The sequence below is a fragment of the Pantoea sp. Cy-639 genome (assembly GCF_011752525.1).
Lineage (GTDB): Bacteria > Pseudomonadota > Gammaproteobacteria > Pseudomonadales > Pseudomonadaceae > Aquipseudomonas.
This window is the reverse complement of the sequence record NZ_VWXI01000001.1, coordinates 228,018-245,430: the sequence shown is the minus strand read 5'-3', so window position 1 is coordinate 245,430 and position 17,413 is coordinate 228,018. Positions and strand designations below refer to the sequence as shown.

The window sequence follows — 17,413 nt, the reverse complement described above, 5'->3', positions numbered from 1 at the left end:
AGCCCCATTTTTTTTCAATTATGTTCATCGCGCCATGGCTCTAAGCTCCTGTAGTCACCGCGCCGTAGAGCGGCTCCAGGAGTCTTGCGATGTGCTCTGCCCAATCCCTTCACGCCGATACCCCGCTTTGCGGCGAACTGATCGACTGGTTGCGCATGCTGTTGCGGGCCGAGCGCGCTGGCGCTCGGTTGATGCTCGACACTGCCCGCCAGACCGACGATCCCGAACTGCTCGCGCGTCTGGAGCACCTGCACCACGGCGAGGCGGAAAGCTGCCGCCGTTTGCGTCATTGCCTGGAGCGGCTGGAGGTCGCGCCGGGGCAGGGCATGGGTGAGTTCCATGGCAAGGCCATGGCCATTGCCGACCTGGACGAGCGTCTGCTGTTCATTGCCCGTGGCCAGCGCTGGGTTGCCCGACAGATCCGCGAGCGGCTGCCGACCCTGGCACAACCGTGGTTGCGTGACGAGTTGGCAGTGGTGCTGCATCTGCACCAGAGCGACGGCGAGGCCTGAGCGTCCGCCGGCGCCCACCCAGAACCACGTTCAACTTGCCTGCGCGACCTTGCGCGGCGCCGGCGCGTGGGTATGTGCTGCCAGCGAGAGTGCGTCGCGATCATGGCCGAGCAGGGTGCACAAGGCATCGATGATGACCTGATGGTCCTGCCGTTCAGGCAGGCCGGACACGGTGACGCTGCCGATCACCCCGGCGCCCTTGACCGTGATCGGGAAACCGCCGCCGGCACTGGCATAGTCGGCCGGCGACAGGTTGTAGCGCTGGGCGATGTCCTTCTGGTCCATGGCCAGTTGATGGCCGATGCGGTAGGAGCTGCACTGGAAGCGCTGTACGGTATTGCTCTTGCGCCGCACCCAGTCATGGTTGTGCGGTGTCACGCCGGGGCGGGCGGCGAGAAACAACGGGCGGTCGAAACGACGCACATCGATCACCAGCAGCCAGCCTTCGGCCTCGGCTCGCTGTTGCAGCAGCGAGCCGAGTTGCCAGGCCACGTCTTCGTCGAAATGGTCGAACAGCAGGGTCTTTTCCTGCTGGATCAGCAGCGCCAGGTCTTCGGCCAGTGTCATGGAAAGCTCCTCCCGCGGGTAACGATGAAGCTTCCGTGCAACAAGGCGCTTGGCGATCCTGCGTGGCGCTGCGATGGGTTTGTCCTGCCGTAGGACTTCCCAGGGCGGTGTCAAATGAAAGGTTTTTCATCTTTTGTGCAGCGTAGCAGCACGGCTCCATTTCACCTGTGGTTCAGCGTGGCGAGATAACCCACTGCCGGGCCGCGAGCCTTGGCAGGCAAGGGGGCGACCTTTCGTCGCCTCGCAGGCCGCTACCGATGTCGTGGCGCCGGCAAGTGGATCCGGTGCGCATGTCCTGGCGCTTGCGGGTGAAGGACAGGGCGTCGCTGACCGGGTACCCTACGCGCCCCTCGACGGAGCGCGACCATGGCCAAAGACATCGAAAATCCCTGCGTCTCGCTGTGCCAGCTCAACAGCGAAATATGCACCAGTTGCGGACGCAGCCGGGAAGAAATCCGCCGTTGGCGGAGCATGAAGCGGCCGGAGAAGATGGCCACCGTGCAGCGCGCGGGTACGCGGTTGAAGGCTTACCAGAAGAAACAGGACAAGCGCGGCAACTGACGATCACCGGGCTGCGTCTTTCCCTCGCGCGCTCGGCCTCAGTTGTCGGTCTGGTTCTGCTGCGATGCACGTATGCATCACCGGCGCGCTGCTGGTCTGGCGGGGCGAGTATCTGTTAACTGCCAGGTCATCATCACCAGGCTCGAGTCGATCATCAGCAGCAAGGCGGTGGTGGCGGGAGGGGGCTGCACAGTCTATCCGCGACGCGGTGAAGCCCTGCAATAGCGGGCATGCAGGGCCTGCCTGGGGCGATTGATGGCCGTATGATATTGTCTGCGCCTTTCACTGCAAGGTGTGCACGAGATGCCGGGTGTTGCCGATGTCGGGATCGAATTCGAGAAGTTCCTGCAATCCTGGACGGCCGAACGGGGCAACTTGCCTGCGTCCGTGGAAGTGCTGGGCAATGGTTTCGAAGGCTGGTTGAAGTTCGAGTTCTATTTCTGGCTGATCCGCGAACATGGACTTCGCGCCACCTGTGCCGGCGAGTATGGCGACATCGGTGTGGAATATGGGGTGGCCCTCGATCAACGTCGAGCGAGCATGGACATCCGGGAAAAGCGCTGCGACCTGTGGGTCAGTGACCTGGAGGGGCGCTATCACTTCATCGAGATCAAGGTGCCTTTCGCCAATCGCAACCAAGGCAAGATGTTCAACAGTGCCAGCGATGACTATTGGTACATGAGCCGGCTCAGGTCCCAGGCGGAGAAGGTATCCACTGGCAGTGTGATCATCGTTGGCGTGAATTTCGCTGACGAGCGCTGGGACAAGCATCTCGAGCGGGTGGCGGGGGCGGCAGATGCCTATCGGCAGACGAGCCATTGCGGTGGCCGGGTACCTGGCTCGCAGAGCCTGCACTGGGCAGTGCTAACCACCCATTACCCGCAGCCCGTCAGGGACGCTGTCGAAGAAACCAGCCTCTGATATGAGGGCGTGCCTGCTAGAGCGGACTGCATCGATATAGAAAATCTAAAGTCCCAGGGGCTAGATATCGTTTTTCCACGCCGGGGCCAGTGCCTAGCATGGCGACCAGGTGCAGCGTCGCACCAGCCCTGCAAGGAGTACGGCATGTCAGCCCCCGACCTGGTTCTCTATACCGACAGTTCACCCAATGGCTTCAAGATCACCATCGCCCTGGAGGAGCTCGGCCTGCCCTATACCTTGCACCATGTGCGCATCGAGCAAGGTGAGCATCGCGCCGAGCAGTTTCTCGCGCTCAACCCCAGCGGGCGTATTCCGGTATTGGTCGACCGTGCGGCCGATATCGTGTTGTTCGAGTCCGCCGCCATTCTGTTGTACCTGGCGCACCTGAGCGGGCAGTTGCTCGGGCAGGGGCCTCAGGAGCGCTGGGCGGTAATCACCTGGCTGATGTACCACAGCGCGAGCATGGGGCCTCTGCTGGGGCAGCGGGTGCATTTCGAGTGTTTCGACAGCCCGCCCAACCCCTGCGCCATTCACCGCTACCAGGCACTGACCGAGGCGACCTTCGCCACGCTCGACCAGCGTCTGGCCAGTCATCCCTGGCTGGCCGGCGAGGCCTACTCGATGGCGGACATCGCCACATTCGGCTGGCTGCATATTGCCCGTCTGGTGGCGTTCGACTTCAGTCGCTACACACACCTTGAAGCCTGGTATGCCCGAGTGGCGCAGCGTCCTGGCGTGCAGCGGGGCATCCGCCTGCCGGCACCGGCTACTGGGCCCTGAAGGGGGCCTTGGCTTACACGGTAAAAACCTCTAGCCTGCGCGCCTCGTCCATTGTCCCAGGGAGCAGACCATGCCATCGACCATCAGCCGCCGTCACCTCTTGCAGGGGGGGCTGGGTGGTGCTGCAGCCCTGGCGCTGCCTGCCTGGGCGGGCAACTCGCTGCAACGTCAGTTGCAACAGCTTGAACACGCTGCCGGCATCACTCTCGGCCTCTGGGCCCTCGATACCGGCAGCGGCAAGCGCCTGGCCTATCGTGCGGACAAGCGCTTCGCCTTTTGTAGTACGTTCAAGGCTGTCCTTGTCGGAGCGGTCCTGCACAAGAGTCAGACGGATCCTAAATTACTCGAGCGCCAGATCCCCTACGACATTGGCCAACTGGTGGTCTATTCACCGGTCACCGAAAAGCACACCGGGGCGGGCATGACCGTCGCCGAACTCTGCGCCGCTGCCTTGCAGTACAGCGATAACACTGCCGGCAACCTGTTGCTGGAACTGGTGGGCGGCCCGGCCGGACTGACCGCCTTCGCCCGACGCCTGGGCGATCCGAGTTTCCGCCTTGATCGCAACGAGCCGACGCTGAACAGCGCATTGCCGGGCGACCCACGCGATACCACCACGGCGCAGGCCATGGGTGTCACCCTGCAGCGCCTGCTGCTGACCAACGGCCTGCCGGCCGGTGCCCAGGACCAGTTGCGCGACTGGCTCAAGGGCAACACCACCGGCGACAGCCGCATCCGTGCCGGCGTGCCGCAGGGTTGGGTGGTGGGGGACAAGACCGGGTCGGGGGATTATGGCGTGGCCAACGATGTCGCGATCATCTGGCCGAAGGGACGGGCACCGTGGATCCTGGTGGTGTTCAGCCGCGCACAGGAGAAGAGCGCGGCGTGGAACAGCGAAGTGATCGCCCAGGCGACCCGCGTGGTGGTGGATACCTGGAAGGGCTGAGCCCCCGCTTCGGGTGACGGGGCTTGGCGTCATCTGCGAGTCGGCCGTTGGCGTGTGCCTGGGCGCGGCTTCAGCGCCGGTAGTAGCGACGATCATCCTGGTAGCGATGGTGCATGGCACGGTCGTGATGACGTTCCCAGTAACGCTGGCGCTCCACTTCCCGACGATGCTGCTCGCGACGCCATTGTTCACGGCGCCACTGTTCCTCGCGCCAGTCGTCCCGGCGATAGTGCCAGCGGCCGTCGCGCCAGTAGCGGTCGTCATGGGCAAGCATCGGCCCGCCCTGTTGCGCCGTGCCGCTGGCCAGGTTCGGCCAGGGGGAGGCCGGCGTTTGCAATGGCGGCTGCACGGTCGCCAGCGCGTGCGCCGGGGCAGGGCCCTGGGCCTGCATCTGGGCGGCAGACGCCGAGCCGACCGCCGCGAGTGCGAGCAGACCGAGCAGCAGCATGCGAGGGGCAGGGATTTTCATGGCGAAGACAACCTCTATGGACAGTCGGGCGCGTGGCCATCGGGCTGCAGGACCGCGACCCACGCCTAGCCATAGACCGGCACCGTGGCAAAAGTTCTGGCCGGGCGTCGCAAAATAGTCAGTATGCTCAGCGTGTTACCAGATATTTCTGGCGCCCCGGAGCGCGCTCCCCCAGTGCGCCCCCTAAGGCCGCTGCGGTACCACCGACACCCCGAACCCGCTGCCCATTCGGGTCGACGTCGCTGCCGGCGTCGCCAGCCCCAACTGGTTCGGTGACCTGCGCCTGAGCTGCTGGGCCGGATCGGTCTGCTCGCGCAACCGCTCGGCAGCCCGTTGATCCCCTCCGCGCAGTGTCTGCGTCAGGCAGTCATAGGCCAGCGCCCGCGCCTGGCCGACCTGCACGTCGATGCAGCCTTTGCCGGCCCCGGAATCGTCAGCGAATACCGGCAGTGCGCAACCCAGCAGCAAGGGCAGGGCGGCCCTCGATAACCTTGACATGCATCTCGCTCCTCGATTGGCCCGAAGCCAGAGTCTAGCCCGCGTCACCTGGCATCGGGGTGAAGCTTTGGTTGCCATCGGCTGTCACCACCGCGTCATACACAGGCCCCAGGATGACACTTCCCCGGCAACGGCGGCCAAGCAAGGAGGCCTGCTCATCCGTGCGTGCATTCCTTGTGGCCGGTCTCGTGCTGCTGGCCTGGCTGCTGGTTTCGTGGCCAGCGCGTGGCCATGGCCTGCTGACCCTCGACATCCCGGCGCAACCCCTGGACATGGCCCTGGATCGTTTCGCCCGGCAGAGCGGGCTGGCGGTACTGGTCGACCAGGCTTTGCTGGCCGGGCAACGCTCCAGCCCGGTGCAGGGGCGTTATCCGGCCCGTGAAGGGCTGCAGCGCCTGCTCCAGGGCACCGGGCTCGAGGCGCGCTACGGTGTGGCCGGCGGATTCACCGTGCAGCCGCTGCGCCTGCGTGGCGCTACGGCGCGCGGCCATGCCCCGGGCGGTTCGGCGGACAGTTATGGCGTGGTGTTGCAACAGGCCGTCGAGCATGCGTTGTGTGGCTCGGCACTGACCCGTCCTGGCAACTACCGGGCGGCCCTGCAGGTATGGATCGATGCACGTGGCCAACTGGTGCAGAGCCGCTTGCTGGCCTCGACTGGCGATCATGCCCGCGACGTGGCCGTGATCGAACGCTTGCGCGCGGTGCGCCTGGAACGGGCACCGCCGACATCCCTGGCGCAGCCGCTGACCTTGCTGCTGCGCCCGGTACCTATGGATTGCCCATTTTCGCAAGGAGCTGCGGCGGCATGAACAAACCTCGGGACAGTGCGCTGCTCAAGCTGTTTCTGAATTCCTACGATGCCTTCAGGATTCGCCTGAAGCGCCGGCTCGGCTCCGATGACCTGGCCCACGATGTACTGCAGGAAACCTACCTGCGGGTCGACCGCATGGACGCGGCGCAGGATCTGCAGAAGCCCGGCGCCTACCTCTATCGCATGGCGCTGAACGTCGCCGCCGACCGTCGCGAGGCCGATGCACGGCTGCTGACCGGGGCCGAGATCGAAACCCTGCTGCAAGTGGCCGAGGACCAGGACCCGGCACGTATCGTCGGTGGCCAGCGCGAGATCCAGAATCTGCTCGGCGCGCTCTATGAGCTGCCGGCCCGGCGCCGGCGGATCTTCATCGCCGCGCGCCTGGAAGAGGCTTCGCACCAGGAGATCTCCCAGCGCTTCGGCATTTCCACGCGCACCGTGGAGAAAGAACTCAAGGCTGCCCTGGGCCATTGCGCGATGCGTCTGGATCGAAAAGTGTTTCAGCGCTTCGGTCCCGGCGCGGGAAAACCGTCTTGATCAATAGTCGACCTCCTCATGTGAGCACCATGCCCCAGATCTCGCCCGATCCCGAGTTGCAGCGCCAGGCCCAGGACTGGCTCGTGCGGCTGACCTCCGGCCAGGCCACCCAGGACGATGCCCTGGCTCTGCAGCAATGGTGCGCGCGCAGTCCGGCGCATGCCGAAGCCTTCGCCGAGGCGCGCATGCTCTGGCGCCTCCTGGAGCCGGCGGCGCGCCAGGCTCGGCAGGCAGCTCCCATGACGCGGATCAACCGTCGGGCCCTGTTGGGCGGGGCGGTAGCTGCTTCGGCGGCCTTGCTCGTCTGGCGCGGCGGTCTGTTCGAGGACTTCGCGGCGCCAGCGGTGGCATTCGAAACCGAGCCCGGCGAGCAACGCCGTGTCGCACTGGCGCCGGGCATCGACCTGGAACTGAACGTGCGCACCCGGATCGGTCGCCAGGCACAAGGCATCGCCCTGCTCAGTGGCGAGATCGAGGTGCAGGCCAGCCAGGCGGTGCAGGTACGTGCCGCGGAGGGCGTGATCAGCGCCGAGCAGGCGCGCTTCAATGTGCGCGAGGACGACGACGGCGTCTGCGTCACCTGCCTGAGCGGCGAACTGCGGATTGCTGCCCTGGGCCAGGTCGAGGCGTTGCCGGCAGGTCGGCAACTGCGTTACGGCGCCCAGCGCATCGGCGCCGCGCAGCCCTTCGATGCCAGCCAGGTCATGGCCTGGCGCGAGCGCATGCTGGTGTTCCGCGATGCACCGCTGGCCCAGGTGATCGACGAGATCAACCGTTACCGGCCGGGACGATTGGTATTGCTCAACCCGTCGCTGGGTCGTCGTCGAGTGCAGGCGCGTTTCAGTTTCGACCAGTTGCCCCAGGCGGCGGAGCTGATCCGCAGCGCCTATGGCGCACGTTGCCTGGAATTGCCAGGGGGCGTGGTGTTGGTCAGTTGAACGGCCCCAGTACCTGGCGATAGACCTCGTCGCCCTGGGGGCCGCGCCAGGTCAGGCGTATTTCCAGCCCGGCGGGATTGTCGCTGGCCTCTCCGGCTGACGTGTGCCAGCCGGCCTTGGGTTGCCAGCTCCTCAGGTCGAAGGCCGTGACGTTGTCCAGCACCGCCACTGCGGCCTTCGGCGCCGGCAATGGATAGCGCTCGCGTACTGGCGCGGCGGCGCGATACAGGGTGCCGCCACGCACATACCAGCGCACCCGCTGCAGGCCGCTTCCTGGCTCGGCGCCGCTGCGCACCAGTTCCAGGCGCTCGGCGCGCACACGCACCGCAGGTAGCAGCGGCTTGCCCGCCGGCTCGCGACCGGGCAGGGCGGGTTCGGCCAGTTCCAGGGTGGCGCGCAGGGCCAGGTCGCGCTCCAGTTGCTGGAACACTCGCAGCAGCGCCTGGTTGTCCTCGCTGGCCTGGCGTACGTGGCGGTCGGCGCGACTGACGCTGTCCAGCCCGCGCCAGGCGATCAGGCTGACCAGCGCCATCAGCACAATGGCGATCATCACCTCGATCAGGGTGAAGCCTGACTGTCGCCGATGGTTCATGGCTGGCTCACCCGCACCTGCCCGGCGGCGCCGCGCGCCAGCTCCAGGCGCAGTGCACCGCTGCTCAGGTACAGCGTCAGCGGGGTACCGATCCATTCGCCGTCCAGCCATACCGAACCGCGTGGTTCTACCTGCACCCTGACCGGCCTGGCCTGCCAATGGCGGGGTTTCAAGGGGCCCTCGTCGAGTACCTGGCCGTCGGCGCGGACGAAGCGATAGCCGTCCTGGTCGCTCTGCCATCGCAGCGCCTGGCCATCGGCCTGGGCCTCGCTCTGGGCCAGCTCCAGCAGGCGGGCCAGGCGCTCGGCGTCGGCACGCAGGTGCTTGCCCGGGTCGGGGCGGATGTTCAGGCTGATGGCGGCGCTGGCGATGCCGACGATCACCAGCACCACCATCAGTTCGATCAGGGTGAAACCTCGTTGTCCGTTCACATGCTCGCTCCTGCTCCAGGCGGCCAGCATGCCTGGGCAAGATGATCGTGATGTGAAACAAAACCGTGAACATTGCCCGGTATGCTCGGGGCCTGGCGCACAAGGAGCCCGCGACCATGCGATTCGACCGTTTCTCGATTTCCCCTGGCCTGTTGTTGCAGGGCCTGGGGCTACTGGCCGCCGCCGCCGGGCTGGCGACCTGGACCAGCCTCCTGTTGCAGCGGTCGCCGGTGGTTGCCGCACCAGAGGCGCCTGCACTACAAGTGCTGGGGGACACGCCGGCGGGGCGCTGGTTCGCCGACTTGCCGGCCCAGGTGGACATCAAGGTCAGCGGTGTGATGGCCGGCAGCCAGGGCGCGGTGGCCATCGTCAGCCTGGACGGCGGCCCGGCCCGCGCGGTGCGCACTGGCGAAGAACTGGCCCGTGGCGTGCGCTTGCTGGCGATCGAGGCCGGTGGACTGCTGATCGAATACGCCGGTCAGCGTCGCCGGGTCGAAGTACCGGTGTTGACGCGTACTTCGTTCTGGGGGAATGAGCGCGAACCTTGATGGCAGCAAGTGCTTTATCGAGTCATCTATTGATATTCGAGAATATTGGATTTCAGGATTTTGACTTTTCAGTGGACTGCGCAAGAAGTTGCGCAGTTGTTTCGGGAAAATCACCAATCACCTGTACGAACCGGGCAGTTTCGTGCCGGCGGGTGTCGTTGTCCAGCGTCGCCCTCAACCCTCGGCGAACTGGCGTAGCCCCTCGCCATCGAGGCGGTAGCGAATCCACTCGTCCTGCGGCGCGGCGCCTAGCGACTGGTAGAAGCCGATCGCCGGGGTGTTCCAGTCCAGCACGCTCCACTCCAGACGCCCGCACTGGTTGGCCACCGCCTCGCGGGCGATGTGCCGCAGCAGTGTGCGGCCGGCGCCGTCGCCGCGCTGTTCGGGAGTGATGTACAGGTCTTCCAGGTAGATGCCGTTGCGCCCCAGCCAGGTGGAGTAGCTGTAGAAATACACGGCGAAGCCGATGGCCTGGCCGTCGCGTTCGCACATCAGGCTGCGCACGGTGCTGCCTTCGTCGAACAGGCTGTGCTCGATGTCGGCCAGGGTCGCCACCACTTCGTGGCGGGCACGCTCATAGTCGGCCAGTTCGGTGATGAAGGCGAGGATCTGCGCGGCGTCGCTGCGCACGGCGGGGCGAATGGTCAGGCTCATGGCGGGCTTCCCTGTGATTGTTGTGGCAGCCATGGTAACGGCATGGCGCAGGCCTGCCGAGGCCAGATACAATCGACCGGTGCAGTTATGTGTATCTGTTTAATTTTAGGTAACTGTACCGGTTGCTGGCCTTGCCACTCCGCTACCGTGGTCGAACGATAACCAGAACCCGGTACTCCCGCCATGTTTGCCTCCCTCGACCTGCTCAGCGCCTTCGTGCTGTTCGCCTTCGTCTCGTCCATCACGCCCGGCCCGAACAACACCATGTTGCTGGCCTCGGGGCTGAACTTCGGGGTGCGCCGCAGCATTCCCCACGCGCTGGGCATCAGCGTCGGCTTCATGGTCATGGTGCTCGCGGTGGGCCTGGGGCTGGGCGAAGTGTTCAAGGCCTGGCCGCCGCTGTACGGCATCCTGCGTTATGCCGGCGCGGCCTACCTGCTGTACCTGGCGTGGAAGATCGCCACTTCCGGGCCGATGTCCGGCGAGCTCGACGCCAGTCGCAAGCCTCTGGGCTTCTGGGGCGCGGCGGCGTTCCAGTGGGTCAACCCCAAGGCCTGGGTCATGGCGGTGGGGGCGATCACCACCTATACGCCGGCCCAGGGCTATGTGTTCAACGTGGTCGTGATCGCCGCGCTGTTCGCCCTGGTCAACCTGCCCAGCGTCGGTGTGTGGGTGATGTTCGGCAGCGCGCTGCGCAACTTGTTGCGCAATCCGCGTGCGGTGGTGCTGTTCAATGTCCTGATGGCCGTGCTGCTGGTGATTTCACTGTATCCGCTGCTGTTTGTAGAATCGGCGTTTTCCTAGCGTCGACGAGTGTTGTAGATGGAATTGATTCCCTGGTCCCATGAGTGCGCCGAAGGCTTTACCCTGCGGGGCTGGCGTACGCCGGCCAGCGGGCGGCCACTGCTGCACTTTCTGCATGGCAACGGCTTCTGCAGCCTGGCCTACCAGCCGCTGCTGCTGCGCCTGGCCGAGCACTTCGATCTGTGGTTGAGCGATGTGCAGGGTCATGGCGACAGCGATCATGGTGGTAGCTTCGTCGGCTGGAACCGCAGCGCGGCGCTGGCGGTGGAGGCGTTCGAGGCCGGGCGCGGCGAGTATGGCGAGGTGCCGCGGCTGGCGCTGGGGCACAGTTTCGGCGGGGTGCTGAGCGCATTGATCCTGGCGACCCGGCCCGGGCTGTTCCAGCGTGCGGTGCTGCTCGACCCGGTCCTGTTCAGCCGTGCCATGCTCGGTGTGCTGGGGGCGGCGGCGCTGGTCGGGTTGCACCGTCGCCACGGCCTGGCGCGCAAGGCGGCGACGCGGCGCAGCCATTGGCCCGATCGCCAGGCGGCGCTGGCCTCGTTGCAGGGGCGGGGGATCTTCAAAGGGTGGACCGATACGGCGCTGCATGCCTATGTGGAGCACGCCATCGGTGACTGCGGCGAGGGAGTGGTGCTTAAATGCCGGCCCAGCCGCGAGGTGGAGATCTTCAGCTCGTTCCCCGAGCGCATGTGGCAGCAACTGGCGCGGATCCAGACGCCGACCTGCATCCTCTACGGCGAGCGGACCTATCCGTTCGTGCCACGCTCGGTGCAACGGCTGGTGCGGCTCAACCCGCAGGTGAGCGCCCGGCAGGTGGCGGGCGGGCATTGCTTCATGCAGGAGGACCCTGCTGCCGCCGCGGAACAGATCCTGGCCTGCCTACAGCCGTGACGGTGATTCAAGTGGGAAGCCACTAAGACTGCTTGTCAGATAAGGCTGGGATCTTGAACTGTTGTCCATTTCGCGATGTTCGATGGCTGATTCGCGAGCGATAGACAAGTGCAGATTTCCTTAATCTGGCGCTCCCTTCATCGGACGGAGCCCAGCATGAACCAGGCGGTCAGCCCAGATCCCCAGCATACCCTCGAACAGATCCGCGCCCGCAGACGCCAGCGCCTGCTGCGCCTAGGCCTGGGCGCTGGCCTGGGGCTGCTGCTGGCGGCCTATGGCGGCTACTGGTGGCTGGATGGCCGCTTCCTCGAGCAGACCGACGACGCCTACGTACGCGCCGACTGGGCGCCGATCAGTGCCCGGGTCAGCGGCTATGTGGCCGAGGTGACGGTGGCCGACAACGCCACCGTCAAGGCCGGTGACCTGCTGGTACGCCTGGATGAGCGCGACTTTCGCGACCATCTGCGCAAGGCCGAGGCACGTCTGGCGGTGAGCGAGGCGGCGGTGCAGGTGCAGCAGATGCGCCTGCGCACCTTCGCCGCCGAGCAGGACGAGCAAGTCCAGGCCATCGCCCGTGCCGAGGCCGAGCGCGGTGGCAGCCGTGGCGAGGCGCAGCGGGCCGAGGCCGACTGGCAGCGCTACCAGCGCCTGGCCGAGTGGCAGGCGGCCAGCGTGCAGCGCATGGAGCAGGCCCGGGCTACGCGCATTCAGGCCCACGCCTTGCAGCGTGCCGCCGACGCCGAACTGGCTCGCCAGCATGCGCGAAAGGCCGTGCTGGCGCAGCAGGGCCGACAATTGGAAGCCGAGTTGCAACAGCGCCAGGCCGACCTCGAGCAGGCCCGTGCCGAGGCAGCGCTGGCCCGCAGCGCCCTGGCTGACACCGAGATCCGCGCGCCGTTCGACGGCGTGGTCGGCCAGCGCAAGGTGCGCCAGCAGCAATATGTCACCCCGGGCTTGCCGTTGCTGGCCGTGGTGCCCGTGGCCCAGGCCTATGTGGTTGCCAACTTCAAGGAGACCCAACTGGCGCACATGCGTCCCGGCCAGCCGGTGACCCTCGAGGTGGACACCTTCGGCCAGCACTGGCAGGGCACGGTGGACAGCGTCTCGCCCGGCTCCGGCGCGGTGTTCGCGCTGCTGCCGCCGGACAACGCCACTGGCAACTTCACCAAGATCGTCCAGCGCTTCCCGGTGCGCATCCAGCTCGCAGCGACGGCCGATGGCACGCCCCGGTTACTCCCGGGGATGTCGGTGATCGCCACCGTGGACACTCGGCAGGCCCGCGATGAGCGCTGAGGAAAAGGTTTCCGCCCGGGCCTGGGTGGCGGTGATCGGTGGCCTGTTCGGTTGTTTCATGGCCGGCATGAACGTGCACGTGACCAGTGCCGCGCTGCCGGAAATCGAAGGCGCGCTGGGTGCGAGCTTCGAGGAGGGCTCGTGGATCTCCACCGCCTACCTGGTGGCCGAGATCAGCATGATTCCGCTGACCGCCTGGCTGGTGCAGGTGTTCTCGCTACGGCGGGTGATGCTGGTGGGCTCGGCGGTGTTCCTGGTCAGCTCGGTGAGCTGCGCCCTGGCCAACAGCCTGGAGACGATGATCAGCCTGCGGGTGATCCAGGGCGCCTCCGGGGCGGTGCTGATCCCGCTGTCGATGCAACTGATCATCACCGAGCTGCCGAGCAGTCGCATCCCGCTGGGGATGGCGCTGTTCAGCCTGTCCAACAGCGTCGCCCAGGCCGCAGGGCCCTCGATCGGCGGCTGGCTCACCGACATGTACTCCTGGCGCTGGATCTTCCTTCTGCAACTGCCGCCCGGGGCGGCGCTGCTGGCGGCGGTGGCCTGGTCGATCAAGGGCCAGGCCGGCGACCGTGGCGCACTGCGTCAGGCCGACTGGCTGGGCATCGTGGCCATGGCCCTGGGGCTCGGGGCGTTGCAGGTGGTGCTGGAGGAGGGCGGACGCAAGGACTGGTTCGACTCGCGCTTCATCGTCGCCTTCAGCGTTGTCGCGGTGGTTGCCCTGGCCCTGTTCATCCAGCGCCAGTTGTGGGGCGCACGGCCATTCATCAACCTGCGCCTGCTCGGCAGTTACAACTTCGGCGTGGCCAGCCTGGCCATGGCGGTGTTCGGCGCGGCTACCTTCGGCCTGGTGTTCCTGGTGCCCAACTACCTGTCGCTGGTGCAGGGCTACAGTGCCAGCGAGATCGGCAAGAGTCTGATCGCCTACGGGCTGGTCCAGTTGCTGCTGGCGCCATTGCTGCCGCGGCTGATGCGCTGGCTCAACGCCAAGCTGCTGGTGGCCAGTGGCTTCGCCATCATGGCCCTGGGTTGCTGGTTGGGCTCGCAGTTGACGGTGGATGCGGGCAGCAACGTGATCATCCCCTCGACCGTGGTACGTGGCATTGGCCAGCCGCTGATCATGGTGGCGTTGTCGGTGCTGGCGGTCAAAGGCCTGGACAAGGCCCAGGCCGGCTCGGCCTCGGCGCTGATCTCGATGCTGCGCAACCTGGGCGGCGCGCTGGGTACGGCGTTGCTCACGCAACTGGTGTCGCAGCGCGAGCGTTTTCATTCGGTGCGGGTGGGGGAAGGGCTGACGCTGTTCGACAGCGCCTTGCAGCAGCGCCTGCCGGGCGGGATGGTCGACCCGCAGTCGCCACAGGTGATGCAGACCCTGGCGTTGATCGACCAGAGCGTGCGCGAGCAGGCCTACCTGATGGCCTATTCGGATGCCTTTTACCTGTCCTGCGTGGCACTGCTGGGGTGCGCGGCGGCGTCGTTGCTGCTGCGCAGTCGCTAGCCGGGGCCGCCGGCGATAACCGCGGTCATTCCACTGGCGGGCCCGCCCCGGGCCTGCCACTATCCCCCATCACCTGCAGCAGAAGCGTGCCCATGACCCGTCCGCTGATCCTCCCGCTTGCCGAGAACTACCGTCACGGCGAGCACATCGCCCCGCACTGCCATGACCGCGCCCAGCTGATCCATGCCATCAGCGGCGTGGTCACGGTCAATGCCCGCGAGGGCAGCTGGGTGGTGCCTCCGGGGCGCGGGGTGTGGGTGCCGGCGGCCACCGAGCACGAGCTGAGCATGGCCGGGGTGGTGCGCATGCGCACCTTGTTCGTCGACCCCGATGCGCGGCCCGACCTGCCGCGCCAGTGCCAGGTGATCGAGATCTCGCCGCTGCTGCGCGAGTTGATCATCCGCGCCATGGACATCGCTCCCGAGCCGCTGCCCCAGGGCCGTGACGGGCGCATCATGCAACTGATCCTCGACGAGCTGCGGGTGTTGCCGGTGTTCGCCCTGCATGTGCCCAGCCCCCGCTCGGCGCCGTTGCAAACCCTGTGCGAGGCGCTGCGCCAGGCACCGGCCGAGGATTGGTCGCTCACCCGTGCCGCCGCCTATTGCGGCTTCAATCCGCGCACCCTGACCCGTGCCTTCCAGCGCGAGACCGGCCTGAGCCTGGTGCAATGGCTGCGGCGCATGCGCCTGCTGGCGAGCCTGGACGCCCTGGCCGCCGGGCAATCGGTGCTGGAGGTGGCGCTGGACCTGGGCTACGACAGCCCCAGCGCGTTCAGTGCCATGTTCCGCCGTACCCTCGGGGTGTCGCCGTCGGTCTACTTCGGCAGGGCCGCCGAGCGCTGGTAGGCCAGCACGGGAATGTCGTCCCAACCGCCACCCAGGGCGGCATAGAGGTTCACCTCGGCCAGCAGTTGCGCCAGGCGGTCGTTGATCAGTCCTTCCTGGGCGCTGAACAGCGAGCGCTGGGCGTCGAGGAAGGTCAGACTGCTGTCGATGCCGGTGCGGTAGCGATGCTCGGCCAGGTCGTGGTAGCGCTGGCTGGCCGCGACCAGGCTGCGCTGGGCCTGGAGCTGGTGCTGGTAGGTGGCGCGCGCGGCAAGGCCGTCGGCAACTTCCTGGAAGGCGCCCTGGATGGCTTTCTCGTAGCGCGCCACCTGAATGTCCTTCTGCACCTTGGCGTAGTCGAGGCTGGCGCGCAGGCTGCCGGCGTTGAACAGCGGCAGGTTGATCTGCGGCTGGAACAGCCAGGTACCGGTGCCGGCGTCGAACAGGTCGGCCAGCTCGCGGCTGCTGCTGCCGGCGTTGGCGGTCAGGCTGATGCTCGGAAAGAACGCTGCCCGCGCCGCGCCGATGTTGGCGTTGGCGGCGCGCAGCTGGTACTCGGCCTGACGGATGTCCGGGCGCCGCTGCAGCAGGTCGGCGGGCAGGCCGGCAGGGAGCCTGGCGATCTGCTCGTCGGCCAGTGGCAGTGCCGGCAGGTCGCTGGCGACCTCGGCGCCGACCAGGCGGTTGAGCTGGTTCAGGTCGCGGGCGGCCAGGCGCGTGTAGCGGGCGACGGCGGCGCGGCTGCTGTCGACGCGGGTGGTGGCCTGGATCTCGTCGAGCGCCGACAGGGTGCCGGTGCGGCGTTGGCGCTGGGTCAGGCGCAGGCTCTGTTCGTCGGCCGCCAGGGTGCGTTGCGACAGGGCCAGCAACTCCTGGTCGGCGCGCCAGGTCAGGTAGGCGCCGGCGACACCGCTGATCAGGCCCAGCTCGGTGCTGCGGCGCGCCTCGTCGGTGGCCAGGTAGTCGAGCAGCGCCTGGTCGGTGAGGCTGCGCAGGCGGCCGAACAGGTCCAGTTCATAGGCGCTGATGCCGACGGTCGCCGACTGCTGGCTGCTGATCATGCCCTTGGCGCCGGTGCGCTTGCGCGGCAGGTACTGGCGCGTGCCCTGGGCATTGGCGGCGATCTTCGGCAACAGTTCGGCACGCTGGATGCGGTACTGGGCGCGGTAGGCCTCGACATTCAGCGCGGCCACCCGCAGGTCGCGGTTGTTGTCCAGGGCCTTGGCCAGCAGTTGGCGCAGCGTCGGGTCATGGAACACTGCCTGCCAGTCGCGGGGCAGGGTGTCGGCGGCCGGTCCGTCGGCGTAGGCCTCGCCAGTGGGATAGCGCGTGGCGCTGGGCGAAGCCGGGCGCTGGTAGTCCGGCGCCAGGGTGCAGCCGGCCAGCAAGGCGGCCAGCAAGGTCAGGCTGAATCGTCGCATCGGGCACTCTCGGTGATCAGGCGCCGGCCATCCAGCGGGCCAGGCCGTGGCGACCACTGACCCCCAGCTTGGCGGTGGCGCGCTTGAGGTAGGTTTCCACGGAACTGTTCTTGACGTTCAGGCGCAGGGCCATCTCCGGCACCGTGCCCCCGGTGAGCAGGCCGACGCAGACTTCCTGCTCGCGGCTCGACAGGCGGATCGCGTCCTGGTTAAGGCGCTCGATGAACAGTTGCCGCAGCGAGCCGGCTTCGTCTATCGGCGCCGCGCCCGGCCGGCGGGTGCTGGTTTGCTGGAGCAGTTGCGCGTGGTGTTCGACCAGCGGCAGCAAGGTGTCCGACAGGCTTTTGAGCAGCGACAGTTCGGCCAGCGAGAACGCCCGTTGACAGGGCAGGCGGTGGCAGCGGATGACCCAGCGCCGGTCCCCCTTGCGTGCCACCAGGTTGCACTGGTGGGCCTCGCGCCGGGAGCGGTGGGCGCCGGCGGGGGCGTTGATCTGGATCAGCAGCGGGTCTTCCATGCGCATGATGCCTTGCAGCAGCGGGTGGGCCAGGTCTGGCGCGGAGAAATCCTCGCGCAGGCCGGCGCTGCCGAGCACGATCATCTGGCTGATGCTGGCCCGATGGCTGTCGAGTGTCCATTCGCTGAGGTCGAGCCGGTGGATGGGCACCTGGGCGCCGATCAGCTGGAACATGTGTTCGGCAAAGGCGCTGTCGCCCGTGCTGGCTACCAGTTCGCCCAACTGCAGGTACAGCAGCGGGTCGTGGCGGTGTTCGAGGCTGTCGATCAGCTTCATAGTCCTGAGTCTTCCTTGATATTTCGGCCGTCGCGGCGGGCGGGTCTCGCGGTCGAGTCCTCTCTGTTCTGGGTGTTTGCGCTATTGGAAAGCAGGCTCCTTGCCTGCGTCTGTAGTGGAAACC

At 66.8% G+C, this 17,413-nt stretch carries 22 protein-coding genes; 14 read left to right on the top strand and 8 right to left on the bottom strand.

The genetic code is table 11. The features are described from left to right. Positions 1-89 precede the first annotated feature (89 nt). The gene (locus tag F3J43_RS01000; protein WP_166882959.1) at positions 90-512 is read left to right on the top strand and encodes a DUF892 family protein; all 423 of its coding nucleotides are present in this window, start codon (positions 90-92) and stop codon (positions 510-512) included. A 30-nt stretch (positions 513-542) separates the two neighbouring features. On the opposite strand, the gene F3J43_RS00995 is transcribed toward F3J43_RS01000, so the two are convergent. Next, a complete protein-coding gene (locus F3J43_RS00995; protein WP_166882958.1) occupies positions 543-1,079 on the bottom strand; it encodes a heme-degrading domain-containing protein in 537 nt (178 codons plus the stop codon). Between the two features lie 366 nt (positions 1,080-1,445). On the opposite strand from F3J43_RS00995, the gene F3J43_RS00990 reads away from it, so the two are divergent. The 4 genes from F3J43_RS00990 (at position 1,446) to bla (ending at position 4,287) form a co-directional block, all read left to right on the top strand. Beyond that, positions 1,446-1,640, top strand: coding sequence for a DUF1289 domain-containing protein (locus F3J43_RS00990; protein ID WP_166882957.1), 195 nt, complete (start codon positions 1,446-1,448; stop codon positions 1,638-1,640). A 303-nt stretch (positions 1,641-1,943) separates the two neighbouring features. Further along, complete coding sequence (locus tag F3J43_RS00985; RefSeq protein WP_166882956.1) at positions 1,944-2,561, top strand: hypothetical protein; 618 nt, start codon at positions 1,944-1,946, stop codon at positions 2,559-2,561. A gap of 144 nt (positions 2,562-2,705) precedes the next feature. Further along, complete coding sequence (locus F3J43_RS00980; RefSeq protein WP_166882955.1) at positions 2,706-3,341, top strand: glutathione S-transferase family protein; 636 nt, start codon at positions 2,706-2,708, stop codon at positions 3,339-3,341. A gap of 70 nt (positions 3,342-3,411) precedes the next feature. Further along, the gene (bla, locus tag F3J43_RS00975; protein ID WP_166882954.1) at positions 3,412-4,287 is read left to right on the top strand and encodes a class A beta-lactamase; all 876 of its coding nucleotides are present in this window, start codon (positions 3,412-3,414) and stop codon (positions 4,285-4,287) included. Positions 4,288-4,357: 70 nt separating this feature from the next. Here bla and F3J43_RS00970 read toward each other — a convergent pair whose 3' ends face one another. Next, positions 4,358-4,756: a hypothetical protein gene (locus F3J43_RS00970; protein ID WP_166882953.1), complete on the bottom strand. Its 399-nt coding sequence runs from the start codon at positions 4,754-4,756 to the stop codon at positions 4,358-4,360. A 183-nt stretch (positions 4,757-4,939) separates the two neighbouring features. Further along, positions 4,940-5,254, bottom strand: coding sequence for a hypothetical protein (locus F3J43_RS00965; protein ID WP_166882952.1), 315 nt, complete (start codon positions 5,252-5,254; stop codon positions 4,940-4,942). 161 nt (positions 5,255-5,415) lie between these two features. On the opposite strand from F3J43_RS00965, the gene F3J43_RS00960 reads away from it, so the two are divergent. From F3J43_RS00960 to F3J43_RS00950, 3 genes are read left to right on the top strand one after another with little or no spacing between them, the layout of a single operon-like run. Next, positions 5,416-6,063, top strand: coding sequence for an STN domain-containing protein (locus F3J43_RS00960; RefSeq protein ID WP_205297554.1), 648 nt, complete (start codon positions 5,416-5,418; stop codon positions 6,061-6,063). Next, on the top strand, positions 6,060-6,602 hold the full coding sequence (locus tag F3J43_RS00955; RefSeq protein ID WP_166882950.1) for an RNA polymerase sigma factor: 543 nt from the start codon (positions 6,060-6,062) through the stop codon (positions 6,600-6,602). The genes F3J43_RS00960 and F3J43_RS00955 overlap by 4 nt, the downstream gene beginning before the upstream one ends. Positions 6,603-6,631: 29 nt before the next feature. Then, positions 6,632-7,540, top strand: coding sequence for a FecR family protein (locus F3J43_RS00950; RefSeq protein ID WP_166882949.1), 909 nt, complete (start codon positions 6,632-6,634; stop codon positions 7,538-7,540). Here F3J43_RS00950 and F3J43_RS00945 read toward each other — a convergent pair. Together F3J43_RS00945 and gspH are read right to left on the bottom strand one after the other, a co-directional pair. Further along, a complete protein-coding gene (locus F3J43_RS00945) occupies positions 7,533-8,132 on the bottom strand; it encodes a type II secretion system protein GspJ (protein WP_166882948.1) in 600 nt (199 codons plus the stop codon). The two genes, F3J43_RS00950 and F3J43_RS00945, sit on opposite strands and share 8 nt — an antisense overlap. Next, entirely contained in the window at positions 8,129-8,563 is a 435-nt protein-coding gene (gene gspH / locus F3J43_RS00940; protein WP_205297553.1) for a type II secretion system minor pseudopilin GspH, read from the bottom strand. Before gspH ends, F3J43_RS00945 begins: the two co-directional genes overlap by 4 nt. Positions 8,564-8,679: 116 nt before the next feature. Between gspH and F3J43_RS00935 the strand changes: the two genes are divergently transcribed. Beyond that, complete coding sequence (locus F3J43_RS00935) at positions 8,680-9,111, top strand: general secretion pathway protein GspC (RefSeq protein ID WP_166882946.1); 432 nt, start codon at positions 8,680-8,682, stop codon at positions 9,109-9,111. A 174-nt stretch (positions 9,112-9,285) separates the two neighbouring features. Here F3J43_RS00935 and F3J43_RS00930 read toward each other — a convergent pair whose 3' ends face one another. Next, the gene (locus F3J43_RS00930) at positions 9,286-9,765 is read right to left on the bottom strand and encodes a GNAT family N-acetyltransferase (protein WP_166882945.1); all 480 of its coding nucleotides are present in this window, start codon (positions 9,763-9,765) and stop codon (positions 9,286-9,288) included. Between the two features lie 183 nt (positions 9,766-9,948). Between F3J43_RS00930 and F3J43_RS00925 the strand changes: the two genes are divergently transcribed. From F3J43_RS00925 to F3J43_RS00905, 5 genes are all read left to right on the top strand, one after another. Continuing rightward, positions 9,949-10,569 carry a LysE family translocator gene (locus F3J43_RS00925; RefSeq protein ID WP_166882944.1) on the top strand — a complete coding sequence of 207 codons (621 nt, stop codon included), beginning with the start codon at positions 9,949-9,951 and terminating at the stop codon, positions 10,567-10,569. Between the two features lie 18 nt (positions 10,570-10,587). Next, positions 10,588-11,460: an alpha/beta fold hydrolase gene (locus tag F3J43_RS00920; protein ID WP_166882943.1), complete on the top strand. Its 873-nt coding sequence runs from the start codon at positions 10,588-10,590 to the stop codon at positions 11,458-11,460. Positions 11,461-11,616: 156 nt separating this feature from the next. Further along, complete coding sequence (locus F3J43_RS00915) at positions 11,617-12,753, top strand: HlyD family secretion protein (RefSeq protein WP_166882942.1); 1,137 nt, start codon at positions 11,617-11,619, stop codon at positions 12,751-12,753. Continuing rightward, positions 12,743-14,251, top strand: coding sequence for an MDR family MFS transporter (locus F3J43_RS00910; protein ID WP_166882941.1), 1,509 nt, complete (start codon positions 12,743-12,745; stop codon positions 14,249-14,251). The genes F3J43_RS00915 and F3J43_RS00910 overlap by 11 nt, the downstream gene beginning before the upstream one ends. A 92-nt stretch (positions 14,252-14,343) precedes the next feature. Next, positions 14,344-15,096: an AraC family transcriptional regulator gene (locus F3J43_RS00905; protein ID WP_166882940.1), complete on the top strand. Its 753-nt coding sequence runs from the start codon at positions 14,344-14,346 to the stop codon at positions 15,094-15,096. On the opposite strand, the gene F3J43_RS00900 is transcribed toward F3J43_RS00905, so the two are convergent. Together F3J43_RS00900 and F3J43_RS00895 are read right to left on the bottom strand one after the other, a co-directional pair. Further along, positions 15,066-16,496, bottom strand: a complete 1,431-nt coding sequence (locus tag F3J43_RS00900) for an efflux transporter outer membrane subunit (protein ID WP_166882939.1) — start codon at positions 16,494-16,496, stop codon at positions 15,066-15,068. The two genes, F3J43_RS00905 and F3J43_RS00900, sit on opposite strands and share 31 nt — an antisense overlap. A gap of 16 nt (positions 16,497-16,512) precedes the next feature. Continuing rightward, a complete protein-coding gene (locus F3J43_RS00895) occupies positions 16,513-17,289 on the bottom strand; it encodes a helix-turn-helix transcriptional regulator (RefSeq protein WP_166882938.1) in 777 nt (258 codons plus the stop codon). Positions 17,290-17,413 lie beyond the last annotated feature (124 nt).

Excerpts from the sequence above, each read along its gene's own strand:
- F3J43_RS01000 (WP_166882959.1), top strand. The coding sequence starts at position 90 with ATGTGCTCTGCCCAATCCCTTCACGCCGATACCCCGCTTTGCGGCGAA.
- F3J43_RS00995 (WP_166882958.1), bottom strand. The coding sequence starts at position 1,079 with ATGACACTGGCCGAAGACCTGGCGCTGCTGATCCAGCAGGAAAAGACC.
- F3J43_RS00990 (WP_166882957.1), top strand. The coding sequence starts at position 1,446 with ATGGCCAAAGACATCGAAAATCCCTGCGTCTCGCTGTGCCAGCTCAAC.
- F3J43_RS00985 (WP_166882956.1), top strand. The coding sequence starts at position 1,944 with ATGCCGGGTGTTGCCGATGTCGGGATCGAATTCGAGAAGTTCCTGCAA.
- F3J43_RS00980 (WP_166882955.1), top strand. The coding sequence starts at position 2,706 with ATGTCAGCCCCCGACCTGGTTCTCTATACCGACAGTTCACCCAATGGC.
- bla (WP_166882954.1), top strand. The coding sequence starts at position 3,412 with ATGCCATCGACCATCAGCCGCCGTCACCTCTTGCAGGGGGGGCTGGGT.
- F3J43_RS00970 (WP_166882953.1), bottom strand. The coding sequence starts at position 4,756 with ATGAAAATCCCTGCCCCTCGCATGCTGCTGCTCGGTCTGCTCGCACTC.
- F3J43_RS00965 (WP_166882952.1), bottom strand. The coding sequence starts at position 5,254 with ATGTCAAGGTTATCGAGGGCCGCCCTGCCCTTGCTGCTGGGTTGCGCA.
- F3J43_RS00955 (WP_166882950.1), top strand. The coding sequence starts at position 6,060 with ATGAACAAACCTCGGGACAGTGCGCTGCTCAAGCTGTTTCTGAATTCC.
- F3J43_RS00950 (WP_166882949.1), top strand. The coding sequence starts at position 6,632 with ATGCCCCAGATCTCGCCCGATCCCGAGTTGCAGCGCCAGGCCCAGGAC.
- F3J43_RS00945 (WP_166882948.1), bottom strand. The coding sequence starts at position 8,132 with ATGAACCATCGGCGACAGTCAGGCTTCACCCTGATCGAGGTGATGATC.
- F3J43_RS00935 (WP_166882946.1), top strand. The coding sequence starts at position 8,680 with ATGCGATTCGACCGTTTCTCGATTTCCCCTGGCCTGTTGTTGCAGGGC.
- F3J43_RS00930 (WP_166882945.1), bottom strand. The coding sequence starts at position 9,765 with ATGAGCCTGACCATTCGCCCCGCCGTGCGCAGCGACGCCGCGCAGATC.
- F3J43_RS00925 (WP_166882944.1), top strand. The coding sequence starts at position 9,949 with ATGTTTGCCTCCCTCGACCTGCTCAGCGCCTTCGTGCTGTTCGCCTTC.
- F3J43_RS00920 (WP_166882943.1), top strand. The coding sequence starts at position 10,588 with ATGGAATTGATTCCCTGGTCCCATGAGTGCGCCGAAGGCTTTACCCTG.
- F3J43_RS00915 (WP_166882942.1), top strand. The coding sequence starts at position 11,617 with ATGAACCAGGCGGTCAGCCCAGATCCCCAGCATACCCTCGAACAGATC.
- F3J43_RS00910 (WP_166882941.1), top strand. The coding sequence starts at position 12,743 with ATGAGCGCTGAGGAAAAGGTTTCCGCCCGGGCCTGGGTGGCGGTGATC.
- F3J43_RS00905 (WP_166882940.1), top strand. The coding sequence starts at position 14,344 with ATGACCCGTCCGCTGATCCTCCCGCTTGCCGAGAACTACCGTCACGGC.
- F3J43_RS00900 (WP_166882939.1), bottom strand. The coding sequence starts at position 16,496 with ATGCGACGATTCAGCCTGACCTTGCTGGCCGCCTTGCTGGCCGGCTGC.
- F3J43_RS00895 (WP_166882938.1), bottom strand. The coding sequence starts at position 17,289 with ATGAAGCTGATCGACAGCCTCGAACACCGCCACGACCCGCTGCTGTAC.